The sequence below is a fragment of the Mycolicibacterium smegmatis genome, from assembly GCF_001457595.1.
Taxonomy (GTDB): domain Bacteria; phylum Actinomycetota; class Actinomycetes; order Mycobacteriales; family Mycobacteriaceae; genus Mycobacterium; species Mycobacterium smegmatis.
This window is the reverse complement of the sequence record NZ_LN831039.1, coordinates 5,439,899-5,455,948: the sequence shown is the minus strand read 5'-3', so window position 1 is coordinate 5,455,948 and position 16,050 is coordinate 5,439,899. Positions and strand designations below refer to the sequence as shown.

General features: G+C 65.7%; 16 protein-coding genes and 4 pseudogenes. 10 read left to right on the top strand and 10 right to left on the bottom strand.

Going from position 1 to position 16,050, the window contains the following annotated elements:
- Nucleotides 1-93 precede the first annotated feature (93 nt).
- Nucleotides 94-535 (bottom strand): annotated as a pseudogene (locus tag AT701_RS26215) (nitroreductase family deazaflavin-dependent oxidoreductase).
- A 12-nt stretch (nucleotides 536-547) separates the two neighbouring features.
- Nucleotides 548-1,090: pseudogene (locus AT701_RS26210) on the bottom strand (Rossmann-fold NAD(P)-binding domain-containing protein); the annotation flags it as partial.
- Here AT701_RS26210 and AT701_RS26205 point away from each other — a divergent pair.
- Together AT701_RS26205 and AT701_RS26200 are read left to right on the top strand one after the other, a co-directional pair.
- A pseudogene (locus tag AT701_RS26205) lies at nucleotides 1,081-1,398 on the top strand (RNA polymerase subunit sigma-70); the annotation flags it as partial. The pseudogenes AT701_RS26210 and AT701_RS26205 overlap by 10 nt on opposite strands.
- 130 nt (nucleotides 1,399-1,528) lie before the next feature.
- Nucleotides 1,529-2,476 carry an amidohydrolase family protein gene (locus AT701_RS26200; RefSeq protein ID WP_223495776.1) on the top strand — a complete coding sequence of 316 codons (948 nt, stop codon included), beginning with the start codon at nucleotides 1,529-1,531 and terminating at the stop codon, nucleotides 2,474-2,476.
- Between the two features lie 149 nt (nucleotides 2,477-2,625).
- Here the strand turns inward: AT701_RS26200 and AT701_RS26195 are convergent, their stop codons facing one another.
- On the bottom strand, nucleotides 2,626-3,000 hold the full coding sequence (locus AT701_RS26195; RefSeq protein WP_003896760.1) for a hypothetical protein: 375 nt from the start codon (nucleotides 2,998-3,000) through the stop codon (nucleotides 2,626-2,628).
- Nucleotides 2,997-3,749, bottom strand: coding sequence for a hypothetical protein (locus AT701_RS26190; protein ID WP_223495773.1), 753 nt, complete (start codon nucleotides 3,747-3,749; stop codon nucleotides 2,997-2,999). The genes AT701_RS26195 and AT701_RS26190 overlap by 4 nt, the downstream gene beginning before the upstream one ends.
- A gap of 224 nt (nucleotides 3,750-3,973) precedes the next feature.
- Between AT701_RS26190 and AT701_RS26185 the strand changes: the two are divergent.
- From AT701_RS26185 to AT701_RS26175, 3 genes and pseudogenes are all read left to right on the top strand, one after another.
- A pseudogene (locus AT701_RS26185) lies at nucleotides 3,974-4,833 on the top strand (formate/nitrite transporter family protein).
- Nucleotides 4,830-5,279 (top strand): cyanase, encoded by a 450-nt coding sequence (gene cynS, locus AT701_RS26180; RefSeq protein ID WP_003896757.1) that lies wholly within the window; start codon nucleotides 4,830-4,832, stop codon nucleotides 5,277-5,279. Before AT701_RS26185 ends, cynS begins: the two are co-directional and overlap by 4 nt.
- A 113-nt stretch (nucleotides 5,280-5,392) precedes the next feature.
- Nucleotides 5,393-6,751 carry an acetamidase/formamidase family protein gene (locus AT701_RS26175; RefSeq protein ID WP_011730485.1) on the top strand — a complete coding sequence of 453 codons (1,359 nt, stop codon included), beginning with the start codon at nucleotides 5,393-5,395 and terminating at the stop codon, nucleotides 6,749-6,751.
- Nucleotides 6,752-6,778: 27 nt separating this feature from the next.
- On the opposite strand, the gene AT701_RS26170 is transcribed toward AT701_RS26175, so the two are convergent.
- Entirely contained in the window at nucleotides 6,779-6,916 is a 138-nt protein-coding gene (locus tag AT701_RS26170; RefSeq protein WP_003896755.1) for an excalibur calcium-binding domain-containing protein, read from the bottom strand.
- 65 nt (nucleotides 6,917-6,981) lie between these two features.
- Here AT701_RS26170 and AT701_RS26165 point away from each other — a divergent pair, with 65 nt between their 5' ends.
- Entirely contained in the window at nucleotides 6,982-7,200 is a 219-nt protein-coding gene (locus tag AT701_RS26165; RefSeq protein ID WP_223495767.1) for a hypothetical protein, read from the top strand.
- A 269-nt stretch (nucleotides 7,201-7,469) separates the two neighbouring features.
- Nucleotides 7,470-7,982, top strand: coding sequence for a hypothetical protein (locus tag AT701_RS26160; RefSeq protein WP_223495764.1), 513 nt, complete (start codon nucleotides 7,470-7,472; stop codon nucleotides 7,980-7,982).
- A gap of 48 nt (nucleotides 7,983-8,030) precedes the next feature.
- Here the strand turns inward: AT701_RS26160 and AT701_RS26155 are convergent, their stop codons facing one another.
- Nucleotides 8,031-9,131, bottom strand: a complete 1,101-nt coding sequence (locus tag AT701_RS26155) for a methyltransferase (RefSeq protein WP_233031996.1) — start codon at nucleotides 9,129-9,131, stop codon at nucleotides 8,031-8,033.
- 71 nt (nucleotides 9,132-9,202) lie between these two features.
- Between AT701_RS26155 and AT701_RS26150 the strand changes: the two genes are divergently transcribed.
- Entirely contained in the window at nucleotides 9,203-9,985 is a 783-nt protein-coding gene (locus AT701_RS26150) for a class I SAM-dependent methyltransferase (protein ID WP_014878303.1), read from the top strand.
- Nucleotides 9,986-9,989: 4 nt separating this feature from the next.
- Here the strand turns inward: AT701_RS26150 and AT701_RS26145 are convergent, their stop codons facing one another.
- Nucleotides 9,990-10,301, bottom strand: a complete 312-nt coding sequence (locus AT701_RS26145; protein ID WP_003896750.1) for a GNAT family N-acetyltransferase — start codon at nucleotides 10,299-10,301, stop codon at nucleotides 9,990-9,992.
- A 107-nt stretch (nucleotides 10,302-10,408) separates the two neighbouring features.
- On the opposite strand from AT701_RS26145, the gene AT701_RS26140 reads away from it, so the two are divergent.
- Nucleotides 10,409-10,591, top strand: coding sequence for a hypothetical protein (locus AT701_RS26140; RefSeq protein ID WP_003896749.1), 183 nt, complete (start codon nucleotides 10,409-10,411; stop codon nucleotides 10,589-10,591).
- A 100-nt stretch (nucleotides 10,592-10,691) separates the two neighbouring features.
- Entirely contained in the window at nucleotides 10,692-12,137 is a 1,446-nt protein-coding gene (locus AT701_RS26135) for a PE-PPE domain-containing protein (protein WP_223495762.1), read from the top strand.
- A 177-nt stretch (nucleotides 12,138-12,314) separates the two neighbouring features.
- On the opposite strand, the gene AT701_RS26130 is transcribed toward AT701_RS26135, so the two are convergent.
- From AT701_RS26130 to AT701_RS26120, 3 genes are read right to left on the bottom strand one after another with little or no spacing between them, the layout of a single operon-like run.
- Complete coding sequence (locus AT701_RS26130) at nucleotides 12,315-12,923, bottom strand: maleylpyruvate isomerase family mycothiol-dependent enzyme (RefSeq protein WP_058126879.1); 609 nt, start codon at nucleotides 12,921-12,923, stop codon at nucleotides 12,315-12,317.
- A gap of 37 nt (nucleotides 12,924-12,960) precedes the next feature.
- Nucleotides 12,961-14,544: a long-chain fatty acid--CoA ligase gene (locus tag AT701_RS26125; RefSeq protein ID WP_223495759.1), complete on the bottom strand. Its 1,584-nt coding sequence runs from the start codon at nucleotides 14,542-14,544 to the stop codon at nucleotides 12,961-12,963.
- Between the two features lie 31 nt (nucleotides 14,545-14,575).
- Complete coding sequence (locus AT701_RS26120; RefSeq protein ID WP_058126877.1) at nucleotides 14,576-15,898, bottom strand: MFS transporter; 1,323 nt, start codon at nucleotides 15,896-15,898, stop codon at nucleotides 14,576-14,578.
- Nucleotides 15,899-16,050 lie beyond the last annotated feature (152 nt).

Here is a 16,050-nt window from a genome sequence, read left to right as displayed (position 1 = left end):
GACCGTGCGCAGATGATCAGGCATGTGCTCTTCGCAGGTGTTGGAAATCCTTGCGGTGTGCGCCCTTTCGATAGAGGCGAATCAAAACCGGACTCACTCTGCCGGTTCGAACCGGAACACCGCGAGTCGACCTGCCAGCGCTGCGAATTCGTCGGGTGTACCGTCGCGCACCAGGCCGGCGCGTTTGGCAAACCCCACGCCGACGGGCACTTTCACCGCGAAGCTGCGCAGCACCGGCGCCGCCTCGTGCGGGTTGAGCTCGACGATCTTCACTTGCCGTGACCTGCGTCCGCGGGTGAGGGTGCCTGCGCCGGCGGCTCTCGCATTTGCTGCCCAGTCGGCACCGGGATATCCGGCCACGGTGTACAGGGCACCCTCGTGGCGAAACGGTGTCATCGGCGCTCCGTGGCTTACCTGTTCTGCGGCCGGGCACTGTGAGGACTTGCGAGGGGCCTGCCGGAATCCCGAGCGCCTGCACGGCGCGTACCACGCGGTTGAGTGTCTTGAGGTAACCCGGTGGACGAAGTTCGGACATGGCTCGTCTCCTTCAGTGCTTCGCGAACAGGTCACGGTGTGTCGACACGGCTTCGGCGAAGGTCGTCGCCGGGCGGCCGAGGATCTTTTCGACGTCATGTGTCACCAGCGCCGGTTTGTCGACGGTGGCGGCCAGCAGTTGGATGTAGGCGTCGGCGAATGCCGCCGGGAATCCCAGCGCGATGAAGCGTTGTCGCACGGCAACGGCGGGTATCTCTTGATACCGCAGCGGGCGGCCGAGGACACCGCCGATGATGTCGACGAGGTCGGCATTGGTGAGTGCCTGCGGGCCGGTGAGCGGAACCTTCTGTCCGACAAGATCATCGGTGAGCAACGCGTGCGCGGCCACGGCGGCGATGTCGTGCTCGGCAATGGGCGCCATCGATGCCGTTGCGTAGGGCCCGGCGACCACGTCGGCGGCCTGAAGCTGCGGTGCCCACATCCCGAGGAAGTTCGAGACGAAGGCGCTGGGACGCAGGCTGACCCATTGCAGTGCGGACTCCATCGCGAGTTGTTCGACCTCACGGTTGCGGTCGCCGCGGAAGCGCGACGGCTGATCTGCAGGCGCTGACCGCAGTGCTGGATCCCGCCGTGTGGGGCGCCGGCACGATCCTCGGTGCGGACCTCCCGCGGCAGATCAACCGCGGCGCCGACGACGTCGCGGTCAACCTGCTGCGCTACCTCGGGCGCGGCGCCACGCTGGTCAGTGGACCCGCGGGGCAGCCGGTGTTGCTCGCGTTCGCCGAGCGGCGGCTGTTCGCCGTGCTGGTTCTCACCATCCGCGACGGCCGAATTTTGAAGATCGAGGCCTCGGTGGACCCGTCGGCGGCGGAGAGACGCCGATCAGGCCCGGTCGAATTCTGATCCGCTCAGCCGCGTGCGGACACGCGGCATCTGGCGTCGGCAGCCGTCACCCAGCCGTGCCACACCTCGCATCCAGGCTCCAGGACGACCCTGGGCCCAGAGCCGTTGAGTGACGGGAAAAGAGATGGCCATGACGTTGATTGCCCTCGAAGAACACCTCATCCCCGCCGATCTCGTCGACCAGTTGTGGCCGTTGCCGTCCGATCCGCGCGGCGTCCTCCCGAAACTCACCGAGGTCGGCGAACAGCGACTGCGCGTCATGGACGACGCGGGCATCGACCTCCAGGTCCTGTCGGTCACCGCGCCGGGCACTCAGCAGGTCGACCCCGAGTACGCCGGCGACCTCAGCCGGACGCTGAACGACCGATGCGCCGAAATCGTTGCGGCGCATCCGGACCGGTTCAACGCGCTGGCCTCACTGCCCACCCAGATCCCCACCGCCGCAGTCGTCGAGGCCAAGCGGGCGATCACCGAACTCGGCATGTGCGGTGTCGTGATCAACGGGCACACCCAGGGCACATTCCTCGACGCACCCGAGTTCGACGAGTTGCTCAGTGCCATCGAGGAACTCGACGTACCGGTGTACCTGCACCCCACCTATCCGCCCGCGCAGGTCGCCGAGGTGTACTTCGGCGGCCTCACCCCGGAGATCGGGTCGGCGCTGGCGACCGCAGCGTGGGGATGGCATGCGGAGACCGGTCTGCACGTGTTGCGGCTGGCGGCATCGGGGGTGTTCGACCGGCACCCCGCGCTGCAGTTCGTCGTCGGGCACATGGGCGAGAACCTGCCGTTCTCGCTGATGCGCGCCGATGCGGTGCTGTCGGGGTACTACCCCGGCGGGCCGTCGGTCGCGGAAACGGTGCGGGCGCACGTGCACATCACCATCAGCGGATACACCACGGCGCCACCGCTGTTGTGCGCGCTGCAGGTGTTCGGCGCCGACCGCATCATGTTTGCCGCCGACTACCCCTATGGTGACGCGGTGACCCACGCCGAGTTCCTGGCGCAGGCGCCGATCAGCCCGGCCGACCGGGAGAAGATCGCGCATGTGAACGCGCGGCAGTTGTTCCGGCTTTAGGCGACCGCCGGGCGCACCGCACCGCCCGTGTCTGATCGGCGAAGAACCAAGAAGGGACGCTGAGATTGCACTGAGGGACAGATTTCGCCAATTTTCTGTCCCTGGCTGCAATCTGGGCGATCACGGCGCCGGGCGCAGTCGCGTCGTGCTCAGCCGAACCGACGGAGGCCGTGTTGCTCGGCGGGCACCAGCACCACCTTGTCGCCCACGTCGACCGTGACGACATGCTCCTCCGGCTGGTCCACGAACGGGATGCCGAGCAGGCCGTAGAAGTCGTCGGTCTGCACGAAGGTGTGCGCACGTGCGAACAACGGATGCACCTCGAACACCCGCACCTGCAGGATCTCCCGGCTGAGCCGGCCCAGCTCCCGTCCGGACTCCGGATCGGTGATCACCTCGTCGGCATCGGTGTGCACGGCGAACACCATGCCGGGCGTCACGCCGGCCTCGGAACCGCGGTTGAGCACCAGCGTGTAGTCGTCCTCGATGAACGCAACCTGACCGGTGATCAACTGCGCGCTCACGAGGCCGCCAGGGAATTGCTCTCCCGCAACTGCGATTTCGATCCGACGCGGATGCGGGGGCGCAGGGGATGGTCGTCGGCCGGCATCGGCATCTCCAAGAAGGTCGCGGAGTCCTGCTCGGTTCCCAGGGTGAGCTCCAGCGCCGTCTTGGCCTGGAAGAGTGAGATCACGGCCTGCTGATGCCGCTCGGTCCCCATGGCGGTCAGAGCGACGGCGAGTTTCTTGTCCACGTACTCCACCGAGCGCTGGAGATCCGGTTGCGCGGCGATCTCTTCGGACGATTGCCGCGCCGGCTGATCGCCCAGTCCGCTGTACCACCGCTGCCCGAGTACGCCCAGCGTGGCCGCGCACACGGGGATCACCACGACGGTGCAGAGCAGACCGAGCGCGTCGTTCGACGCGATCGCACCGACGATGCCGAGCAGCATGACGACGGCCGCGAAGACGAAAAGTCGCAGCGCCACCGGCACAGCCTCGACCGCGCGCCCGCACTGCGCGACGGCGCGCGCGACGTAGCGTGCCACCTCGGCAAGGAACCGACCGACCGCCGACCCGGCCGCCAGCGCCGCGCGGCCGGCCTGGTCGGCCTGCTCGCGGGAGATCGGGGACTTGGGCATCGACCACGTCCGGCGGCCACTCGGCGCCGCGACCGGTGCCGTCGTACCTTCCTCCACGGGTGTGGCAGCGGATTCGACCGGTGTCGACGCATCCTCCGACTTGGCTTCGAGCGCGGCGTCGTCAGCAGTCACATTCGCAACATCAGTCACATCTGCATCATCTCGCGACTTTGGTCAGCTGTCGCCCTGGCGCGCCGAGGCACGGCAGGTTTCGCACGCCCAGGCATCTCACAGCCGACGCTGAGCTGATGTGCGCAGATGGCAACACCCACGCATAGGTGAAGTCGCCGAACCGCAATCTGGGCGCGACACGGTCTAGGGAACTGTCCATCGGGTCCATCGGAAGGTTGCACCCAATGTCCTATGTGAGTCCCAGCGACTTCGTCGGCAAGATGATCGACGCGGGCGAGGCCAAGGCCATATGTCCACGCGCGACACCCTGATCCGGGCCTACATGGCCGGCGCCATCCTGGCCATCGCCGCGGCGTTCGCCGTCACGATCACCGTGCAGACCGGCAATGCGCTGGTGGGCGCGATCCTGTTCCCAGTCGGTTTCTGCCTGCTGTACCTGTTGGGTTTCGACCTGCTCACCGGCGTCTTCACGCTCGTCCCGCTCGCACTGCTGGACAAACGCCGCGGCGTCACCGTGCGCACGGTGCTGCGCAACTGGGGTTGGGTGTTCGTGGGGAACTTCGCCGGCGCGCTCACGGTCGCATTCATGATGGCGATCGTCTTCACCTACGGCTTCAGCGTCGACCCCAACGAAGTCGGCCAGCGCATCGGCGAGATCGGGCACAGCCGCACTGTCGGCTACGCCGAACACGGCGCCGCGGGCATGCTCACGCTGTTCATCCGCGGCGTGCTGTGCAACTGGATGGTGTCCACCGGCGTCGTCGCCGCCATGATGTCCACCAGCGTGTCGGGCAAGGTCATCGGCATGTGGATGCCGGTCATGCTGTTCTTCTACATGGGCTTCGAGCACTCGGTGGTCAACATGTTCCTGTTCCCGTCCGGCCTCATGCTGGGCGGTGACTTCTCGATCGCCGACTACTTCATCTGGAACGAGATCCCCACCGCAGTGGGCAATCTGGTCGGCGGCCTGACGTTCGTCGGACTCACGCTGTTCGCGACCCACGCCCGCACCGCAGCACCGCGGTTCTCGATTCCCGCGGTTGCCGAGCCCCACAGCGCAGAAGCGAGGAAGATCAGCGCATGACTCCGATCATGTCGAAGGCCGACGCCGCAGGCCTGGTGGTGGCGGCCCGAATCCGCAACGGGCTCAGTTGGGCCGACATCGCCAAGCATCTCGACGCACCCCTGGTGTGGTGCGTGGCGGCGCTGCTCGGCCAGCATCCGCTGTCGGCCGAACAGGCCGAGAAGGTGTGTGCCCTGCTGGACCTCGACGCGTCCGTCGCCGAGAGCCTGCAACTGCAGCCGGCCCGCGGTATCGACCCCGCGCTGCAGTCGGATCCCACGATCTACCGGTTCCACGAGGCGCTCAACGTGTACGGGCCTGCGCTCAAGGAACTCATCCACGAAGAGTTCGGTGACGGCATCATGAGCGCCATCAACTTCAAGGTGGACATCCAGCGTCGTCCCGATCCAGACGGGGACCGGGTGGTGGTGACCTTCGACGGGAAGTTCCTCGACTACCGCTGGTAGTCCGACGCGTGCGTCAATTCTGGCTGATGTCAACGGGTTCGAACGCAACCGCAACGTCGTCGCAACATGGCGTGGGTAGCTTCGGGCCCGTCGACAACGGGGAGGACAACTGAATGGACGCGTCGTTCGCAGAGGCCGCTGCCGAAACCATCATCAAGGGAATCGGGCGGCGCGATTTCGTCCGCGCCGTCGCCGCGATGGGAGCAGGCGTCGGCCTCACCGCCACGGCCGCGTCCTGCGCGACCGCCTCGGAGACACCCAAGGCGACCGGCGCGGCCACCGGGAACTTCGAGGTGCTGCAACCCGACCAAGGCGACATCAGCGGCGACCACTACCTGCAGTCCAACCCCGACCAGGTGCTGTGGGGATACGTCCCCAACGTGCATGCGACACCGGTGATGCGGATGCGCTCGGAAGAGACCATCACCATCGACACCGTCTCGCACGAGGGCATCCTGGAAGACCAAGGGCGCAACCCCGTCGAGTACTTCGGCGGCAAGGGCGTGGACGAATCCGACGTGCTGCAGGACGCCATCGCGGTCGCCGCCGACTACAACCGCACGCCGCGCAACTTCGACAAGGACGGGCCGCACGTGGTGACCGGGCCCGTGTTCGTCGAAGGCGCCGAACCCGGTGACGTGCTGAAAATCGAGACTCTGCAGGCGATCCCGCGTGTGCCCTACGGTGTGGTGTCCAGCCGCCACGGCAAGGGCGCGCTGGCGCTCAAGGCCGACGGTACGGCCCCCGACGGCATCAGCCTCGACGAGGTGATGCCGCCCATCGCCTCCGACGGCAGGCCCACCGGCAATCCCACCCAGTACGGCAACGTCTCGACCTTCACCGCCGTCGAGGACGGGCACGGCATCATGTCCTATGGCGACGCGCGGGTGCGGTTCCCGCTGTCGCCGTTCATGGGGATCATGGGGGTCGCGTTCTCGCAGGACCGCGATCTCACTGCGGCGACGGCCAATTCGATCCCGCCGACCATCGGCGGCGGCAACATCGACATCCGCCTCCTGGGTGAGCAGTCCACGCTCTACCTTCCGGTGTTCGCCGAAGGTGCGCTGTTCTACGTCGGCGATCCGCACATGGCGATGGGTGACGGCGAGGTGGCACTGACCGCGATGGAGGGATCGCTGCGCGGCACCTACCGGTTGACGGTGTGCAAGCCGGGATCCGGCGACGCGCCCTCGGTCGCCTACCGCTATCCGTTCGCCGAGACCGACGATGTGTGGGTGCCGATCGGGTTGTCCGATCCCGACGGCGCCGTCGACGGCAACGGCACCGACCTGGACGTGGCGATGCGTCGCGCGGTGGTCAACGCCCTCGATTTCCTGCAGAACGATCAGGGCATGGACCGCGCGACTGCCTACGCCTACCTCTCTGCCGCATCCGATTTCGCGGTGTCACAGGTGGTCGACCGCACCGTCGGTGTGCATGGCAAGATCTACAAGTCGCACTTCGCGGCGTAGGTCTCGGGGACCGTCAGGGCCGCCGGGTCACTTTTCGCAGGCCACCCCGTCGCCGTCGCGATCGAGTTCGTACTCGTCGGGGCCGACGACGTACACCGGGCCGGACACGTACTCAGGACCGTTGCCATTGCCACCTGCGCAGTCGACGTCACGGGCGATCGGCACGCAGACGCCCTCGTAGCTGGAGTGGTACGCAACGCGCGACGACGGCGGCCACCGTCACGGTGATCGTGGCAGGCCTGATCGCGGCATTGTCTACAATTCCGTGGGACGGCCAAGGGTGCGACGACGTGCTGCCCGCCTGGCATGAATACATTGCGTTCCTGCTCGCGGTGCAGGCGATTTTCACGGGCTTGGCGACGTTGGTGTGGCTGTTGATCGCCAGTACACCCGACGACGCATCACCTGCGGATCCAGGCGATGTGACCCAGCCCTCAATTTCCGAGTAAATGCCCGGTCAGCGCCGATTCTGGGGCGCCGAGACCGGAGAATCTCCAAAACGCTGATAACGCAACGCCTTCGGCATCCGACATACATCGCGGGGGGTCAAGGTATTGCGTAGTCGTCCAGACGTAGAGGCGGCGAGATCGTCAAGAGTCGATCAAGCAATTTCCTAAACCGAACGTCACACGATGCGGCCGTTTCGCCGGTGAGCGTCGTGAGAAGCAAGGCGAAGGAGTGAATGATGGACCTCAAGAAGCTCGCGGTTACGACCACGATGACCGGTGCGCTGGGCCTCGGCGCGCTCGGCCTGGGAATGGGCGCTGCGCACGCAGACCCCGCGACGCCGGATCCGCGGCCCGCGCCGGTCGTGCCGGATGTGAATGTGCCCGGCGTGAACGTGCCGGATGTGAACGTCCCGGCCGTCAATGTGCCGGATGTGGACCTGCCGGCGGTGAACGTGCCCGACGTGAATGTTCCGGCGGTGAACGTGCCCGACGTGAATGTTCCGGCGGTGAACGTGCCTGACGTGAATGTTCCGGGCGTAAACCTCCCGGATGTGAACCTGCCTGAGGTGAACTTCCCCGAGGTGAACGGGTACTTCCGCCTGCCGGACACGCAGATTCCGCCGGGGCAGCTGATGACCGAGCGGATCATCAACGGTGTCGAGAACCCGTTCTTCGGCATCCCGCCCGGTCAGCTGAAGAAGCTGCCGACGGTCAACGGACTCGTGAATCCGTTCTTCGATGAGCGGCCCGGACACTGGGTGATCCCGGGTGATCCTGCCTGACAATCGCGCGGTGGCCGCCCTACCTGCGGGTAGGGCGGCCTTCCGTCGTCAGACCGCGACGGTCTCGATGATCGCGAACTGACCGGCACGGCCCACCTTGGTGCGACGTAGACCAGCAGCCGCGAAGAGAGCGTCGAACTCGGCGATATCGCGTTCACGCCCGCCGGTCATGACCAGCATGTTGACGTCCATCATCGTGGTCGTATCGGCAGCATCCAGATCGCCGACCAAGTGGTCGATGACGACGATGCGTCCGCCGTCCTGCAGCGCGGCGCGGCAGGTCTTCAGAATCCGTACACAGCTCTCGTCGTCCCAGTCGTGGAGGATGTACTTGAGCGTGTAAAGGTCTGCGGGCGGGACGGATTCGAAGAAGTCGCCGCCGCGCGCGGTGAAGCGGCCCTGTAGGCCGTCTCGGTGCGCCGCCTCGACGGCGTCGGCCACCACATGCGGAAGATCGAAGACGCCACCACGCAACTCGGGATTGGCCCGCATCAGCGCGCGAACCAACTCGCCATTGGCACCGCCGACATCCAGCGCATAGTCGACACCCCTGGTGTCGAGGACCTTTGCGATCTCGACCGCCGCGGCCGCACTCAGATTCGACATGGCCTCGGTGAAATAACCTGCCTGTTCGAGGTTCTCGGCCAGGTAGTCGAAGTATGTCTCGGTTCCGTGTGCGGCCTTGATCTGTCGTTCGCCGCTGCGGATCGCGTCGGGCAGAAGTCCCCAGGGCAGCCAGTGCCCGGGTGCGGTGTGCGACAACACCATGCCGCGCAGCGAGTTCGGCTCGTCTTTCCGAAGAGTGCTCAGCAGCGATGTGCCGGCGAAATGCTCACCGTCGGCAGATGTCACGAGGCCCAGCGTCGCGCATGCGCGCAGCAGACGACGCGTCGCGTCCACGTCGGTGGCCTCTGCTGAGGCGATGGCCACGGCGGTGTCGGTTCCCGAGGCCAGGTGGTCGGCAAGGTTGAAAACCGCAGCAGCGCGGACGATCTGGGTGACCCAGAAGCCCGTCAGCATGGCCATCATTCGTTCGTAGTCGGGCAGTGCGGCCGGTATGGAGCGGGTTGCCATAGTTCTCCAAGGGTTGGGTGGCTGGTTCGTCCAGTTGGCGGGGTAGGTACGAACCGTCCGGCCGCACTGCAACATGCAATATATTGCAGACCGCGGTTGGCTGTCAACGTCCCTCCTGAACCAACTCGTGAAACGGAACGTGCCGATTGCTCGTTCAACCGATAGTGACGCTCAACAACGACTACGCATTCGGTGCCGAGGAACGAGAACGGCTGGTTGCGATCGAATCGCTGTGGGATGCGGGAAGCCAGGCGCTGCTTGCCGAGGTCGGCCTGAGCGCCGGCTGGAACTGCCTTGAACTGGGGGCCGGCGGCGGATCGCTGGTGGAGTGGATGGTCGAGCAGGGGGCCACCGTCACCGCCATCGACCTCGACACCCGATTCGTCGAACATCTGCGATCGGACACCGTCACGGTGGTCGAATCCGACATCCGGCGTACTGAATTGCCGCAGGCGGCCTTCGATCTGGTGCACGCGCGCCTTGTTCTGGAGCACCTCGTCGACCGGCGGCAGGTGTTCGACCGGTTGATCGCGGCGCTTCGCCCCGGGGGATGGCTGGTGGTCGAGGACTTCAACTGGTCGACGTTCGCGTTCGAAGGCTTCGACGGCGACGAGGTGGTCAACGCCGTCGAGGCGTGCCTGACGTTGATGCGTCGTTCAGGCGTGGAGGTCAATTACGGCCGTCGGATGGTGGCTGATCTGGTGGACGCGGGTTTCGTCGCTGTTCGGGGCGAGGGGAGGGTGCGCATCGTCGATTCGACTGCGCCGGGGTTCGCGTTCTTCAAGCACTCCCTGGAGAGCCTGAGCGACGACATCGTCGCCGCGGGGCTCATCTCCGCCGAGCAGGTGGAGTTCGTCCGTCGCAGACTCGAGCAAGATGCGCGACTGACCACCCCCATGATGGTGGCCGCGCTGGGCCGTCGTCCGTAGCGGCTCAGCGGCGGTCGGTGATGTCGGCGTACTCCGGGTGCTTGTCGATGAACTCGGCCACCATCCAGCACGTCGGCACGATCCGCAGGCCGGCCGCCCTGGTCGACCGCAACGCTTCGGCGATCATGATCGTCGCCAGTCCGCGGCCGCGATACTGCGGCAGCACCTCGGTGTGCGGGAAGATCCGGCGGCCGTCGCGATCGTGATAGTCGGCGACACCGACCGTCTTACCGTCGACCGCGATCCTGAACTGGTCGGGATGCTCGGTGACGATGGTGGCAGCACCGGTGCGGTCGAGCTGCGTCTCGGTACTCATCAGACCTCCATTCGCCGATACCCCACGATAACCACCTGATCGAAAGCCCCTCTTCGTCACGGTTTTGGTGCGCAAAGCCCATGGCGCAGCGCATCTAGACTCGGGTTGTGACCCGCAAGCGCCTCGCGATCGCCGGATTGGCCTTCGGCCTGCTGGCGCTGATCGCCGGGGTGTTACAGGTGTCGGTGTATCTGATCAACGACGGGCCGCGGCACCTGGTGGTCGGGATCTTCGCGGTGAGCGTCGGGGTGTCGGTTCTGGTGGCCGCCGGGCAGTCGCTGCGTCGTTGACATCTGTTTGCGCGGTGATTGTTTTTATCGCAAGTGCATATTTTTGCGAAATTCGCCGGAACTGCGTCTTTGGTGTGTAAAGCTCCGCTTCTGAGCGTCGATGACGCACGGGGAGGAGCGCAAGATGATTAGCTGGCGCAAACAATTGGTTCCTCTGATCGCGGCCGCGTCACTGGTGCTGGCGTCGGGCACCGTGGTCGACGTGGCCAGCCGGGCCGAAGAGGCGATCTTGATCCCAGGGGCGACCGTTCTCAAGCCGATCAACCCGTTCCATCCGTTGATCGCCCTGAACTACCCGAAGATCGGCATCCACTTCCACGAGGACGGGCAACCCCTGCTGATCGACTATTCGCAGGACGCGCTCAACTCCGACAAGGCGCTTCTCGACGGTGTGCAGCAGACGATGATCGCCGTGCAGCAGACCGACGGCAAGATCGTGATCATCGGTGAGTCGATGGGGTCGATGGTCGCAGCCCGGGTCGCCAAGGAACTCGCCGCCAGTCCCAACCCGCGGCTGGACGACGTTCGCGTCGTCCTGATCGCCCCGCCGGAAGTCGGTGTCGCCGAGTACTTCAAGGAAGGCACGTTCATCCCGATCCTGAACTACCGGGTGAAACGTGTTGCGCTGTCGCCGTATCCGACGACCATCGTGATCGGCGAGTACGACGGTTGGGCCGATCCGCCTGATCGGCCGTGGAACCTGCTCGCGACGGCCAACGCCTTGCTGGGCATCGTGTACGTCCACGGGGTTCCGAGTTTCACTACCGATCCGAATGATGTGCCGCCGGAGAACGTGAAGACGATTCCGGGAAACGCCGACCACGGACCCATCACGACCATGCTGGTTCCGACCAAGAATCTGCCCCTCACACAGTTCCTCCGGGATATCGGGGTGCCGGATCAATGGGTCGACGCGATCGACAACATCCTCCGTCCCATCATCGATTCGGCGTACGTGCGCAACGACAAGCCCGGCGACACGCGCCCGTATCTGTACAACGGCGAGATCCGTCGCACTGTCGAGACTCCGCAGGAGGTCGAGACTCCCGAGGCCGATGTTGCCGGCGGCGTCGAGACCACCGATGTAGATACCACCAGTACGGAAACCAAGGACGTCGGCACCCACAACGCCGTGGATGGTGACTCGAAGCTGGGCATCAAGGAGCCCGACACCAAGGGCGTCACCACGAACGACACCAAGAATGACGCCAAGGTCGTGATCAAGGACGTCTCCAAGGACGTCGATACCGAGGTCGTCACCAAGGATGACGAGACCACAGCCACCGACACGGATACCGACACAGACACCGAGGCCCGCGCCGGGGACGACATCGAGAAGAAGAAGAGCCCGCGTGAGACGCGCCGAGAGCGCCGACATGAACATCGTGACGCGATCCGCGACGGCCTCGACAATGTGAAAAGTCAGGTCGAGTCAGGCCTCAAGGATCTGGCGAAGGGGCTCAAAGGCCCGCGGGCCAAGCCGAAGAAGGCCAAGAGTGAGAACGAGACCCAGTCCGAGTCTGCGTCCGAGTCCGACTCCGAGTAAGCTCGCCGAGTGTTGGCTTGTGTTCGAGATTTGGTGGAAAGTTCGCACACAAGCCAACGTTCGCCACAAAGTACGAGCTCCACCTGAGCGACGCGCGCCGAGCGTTGGCTTGTGTGCGAGATTTGTCGGAAAGTTCGCACACAAGCCAACGTTGGGCGCAGGAGATCACGCGGGAGATCACTCGTCGGGATCGGGCTCGGAGTCCGGAATGCTGAGCCGTCGACTGAGCATCAGCACGATGTCGTGGATGGGTGCCTCGCGCAGGGCACCCCACTCCGGTCCTGCAGTGAAGCCGGCATCGGTGGCGACGAACCGGTAACCCGGCAGGTCGCGCTGGGGGTTGAGGGGAAACTTCATGCCCCACAACCGTTGTGCCACGGCGACGGCGGCGTCGACGGGCATCGGATGCTCGATCCCGAGCGGTACGCAGATGTCCTGGGTGTGGACCAGGACATCCATGAGCGGGTCGACCTCTTTGGTGAAGGGCGGGCGCCCGCGATCGCCGACGATGGCGCGCAACCGCGCGGTGATGGTCGCCGGGTCGGAGGTGTCGGTCACGGCCATCCGGCTGATCATGGCGTCGAACCGGAATCTCGACCTGATCGCGGCGCGCACGTATTCGCCGCGGCTGACGTTCACCTGCGTGACGTGCACCGCGACGTCACGCACGGTCCAGCCCGCGCACAGCGACGGCGCCGACCACTGTTCGGGCTTGAGGGTGTCCAGGAGATCTGCGAGCTGTCCACGTTGTTCGTCGACATGTCGCCAGATCGTGTCGGAGTCCATGATCAGTCCTTCGCCTCAGGAGTCCGACCCAGAATAGTCAGCCTGCGGGTGCGCAGAGGTTCTGCCGCAGGGCCCGTTTCGAGATCTTCCCGGTGGCGGTCTTGGGAAGCTCGTCGACGATGACGATGTCGTCGGGTATCCACCACCGCGCGACGCGCTGTTGCAGGTGGTCGCGCACCAGATCCGGCGTCGCGTCGTGACCGGCGGCGGGAACGACGAACGCCAGTGGGCGCTCACCCCACCGCTCGTGCGGTGCACCGACGACGGCCGCTTCGGCCACGGCGGGGCAGGTCATGATCGCGTTCTCCAGTTCGACCGAGGAGATCCACTCGCCGCCCGACTTGATGAGGTCCTTGATGCGGTCGACGATCCGAACCAGCCCGTGGGCGTCGATGGTCGCGACATCGCCCGTGCGCAACCAGCCGTCCTCGGTGAAGGCGGCAGATCCGTCGGTTGCGCCGTAGTATCCCGACGCGATGGTCGGGCCCGCAACCTGCAGTTCGCCGGAGGACTTCCCGTCGTGGGGAGCGAACGAGCCGTCGTCGCGCTGCAGGCGCAGCTCGACCAACGGGATGGACACTCCTGGCAGACAGAGGGTTTCGACCTCGTCGCCGGAGTGCCCGGTGGGGATCCGCGCGCTGCACACCAGCGGGCTGGTCTCCGTCATGCCCCAGGAACTGCACAGCGGCACCCCGATCTCCGAGGCATAGCGTCGCGACAGGCTTTCCGGGAGCGGGCCTCCGCCGCTGACGAGGCGGCGCACCGACGGCAGGGAACGGCCAGAAAGATGCGGTAACACGTTGCGCCACACCGTGGTCACCGCGGCCGCGAACGTCACACCCGCGGTGTCGAGCGACTCGGCCAGGGATGCTGGCTGCATCGCAGGCCCGGGCAGCACCAGCGACGCGCCCGACATCACCGCCGCGTAGGGCAGACCCCACGCGTTGACGTGGAACATCGGCACGATCGGCATCACCACGTCGGCTTCGCCGATACCGAAGGCGTCGGCCATCAGCAGGCTCATGGCGTGCAACACGATCGAACGATGGTCGTACAGCACGCCCTTGGGGCGACCCGTGGTGCCTGAGGTGTAGCAGAGCGCGGCAGCCGTGCGTTCGTCGGACACCTCGAAACGTGCGACGGGCCGAGCCTCGGCGAGCAGGTGTTCGTAATCATGCGCACCGTCGGGGATCTGCGGGCCGCTGCCGTCGTCCATCACGATCACGTGGCGCACCGTGGTGAACCGGCCGACCAAGGGCCACACCACATCCAGCAGCGAGCGGTCGACGAACAGCACGTCGTCGGCCGCGTCGTTGACGATGTACACGATGTCGTCGGCGAAGAGACGATGGTTGACGGTGTGCAGTACACGGTTGGTGCAGGGCACCGCCAGGTACAGCTCGAGGTGACGCTGCGTGTTCCACCCGAAGCTGCCGACCCGCGCGCCCACGGGGACCGCGAGCGCGTCGAGCACCCCGGCGAGACGGCGAACCCGCTGGGCGACAGCACCGTACGTCGCCACGGTCGGAGCATCCGGATGGTTCGTCGTGACGGTCTTGTGGCTGAACCGGCCGTCCAAACCGGACATCAGCAGGGGCAGGCTCAGCGGTCGGTCTTGCATCAAACCGTGCATGCGGCAGATCTCTCCGTAATCAGGCGGTCGAATCTTCGCGGCGGATCGCGTGCGCGAGCACCGGCGCCAGCGCGACGCCGATCACCGAGGAGACGATGACGATGTAGAACCCGGCCGACGGGTTGTGCGTCGCGGTTTCGGCGAGACCGAACAGGTACGGCCCGACGAACCCGCCGATCAGCCCGATCGTGTTGATGAACGCCAGGCTCGCGGCCGCCACGAGCCCGGACATCCGCGCCATCGCGATCGACCAGAACAGCGGCAGGGTGCCGAACACGAAGATCATCGAGATCGCGATGAGGATGATGCGGGCGAACGCGCTGGTGGACAACATGAACAGCACCGACGTGACAAGCGTTGCGGCCGCGAGGATGCCGACCGCGGCGGCCTCGCGCTGATACCACGCGAACAGGCGGGGGACCACCAGCACGCCGATGGTCGCGCCGATGCCCGCGCTGCCGGAGAGCAGGCCGATGACGAAAGATCCACTGATGTCGAGGTCTTCGACGATGGCCGGAATGTTGAACACGATGCCGACGTTGGTGATCTGGTTGAAGAAGTAGATCAGCGCCACCACGATGACGAAGGGTCTGCCGAAGGCCTTGCCGAGGTTGCCGCGCAGATGTGTCACGGTCTCGTGGTGGGCGCCGGCCGCACGCTCGGACAGGATGCGTGCCTCGTCAGGCGTCAACCACTTTGCCTCAGTGGGGGATTGGGGCAGTTTGAACCACACCAGGACGCCGACGAGCATGGTGACGAGCCCCTCGATGAGGAACATCCACTGCCAGCCGTGCAGTCCCATGGCGCTGTCGAGTTCCATCAGGGCCCCACCCATCGGCCCACCGACCACCAGGGCGATGGTCGGCGCGAGGTAGATGAAGCCGACGACGGTGGCGCGGTAACTCTGGGCGAACCACAACGTGACCATGTACATCAGTGCGGGGTACAGGCCCGCTTCGGCCGCGCCCAGCAGGAACCGCATGACGTAGAACGACATGTCGCCCTGCACGAACATCATCAGCGCAGACAGTGCGCCCCACGTCAGGGCGATACGGGCGATCCAGCGTCGCGGCCCCACGCGGTACATCACCAGGTTGCTGGGGACCTCGAGGAACGCATAGCTGATGAAGAAGATGCCCGCGCCGAACCCGAACGCGGCCGCACTGATGCCCACGTCGGTGTCCAGATGGGTCTTGGCGAGCGCGACGTTGGTGCGGTCGATGTAGGCCATGAAGTAGACCACGCACATCACCGGCAGCAGTCGCAGCACGGCCTTGCGGGTGGCGCGCTTGTGCAGTTCGTCGGCTGACGAGAGCACGGCGCGTGAGCTGTCCAGGCTCATGGGAGTCCCTTCGGGTGTTCACGTGAATGGCGGGCGGGCCGGGGGCGGTGCTGGTAGCGGTTGGCGATACCCGCGTTCACCAGGGATACTACGGAGTATTACGGTAACGAGCGTCACAATCGAAGTCAATCGTGCATGCGGACACGGCCACG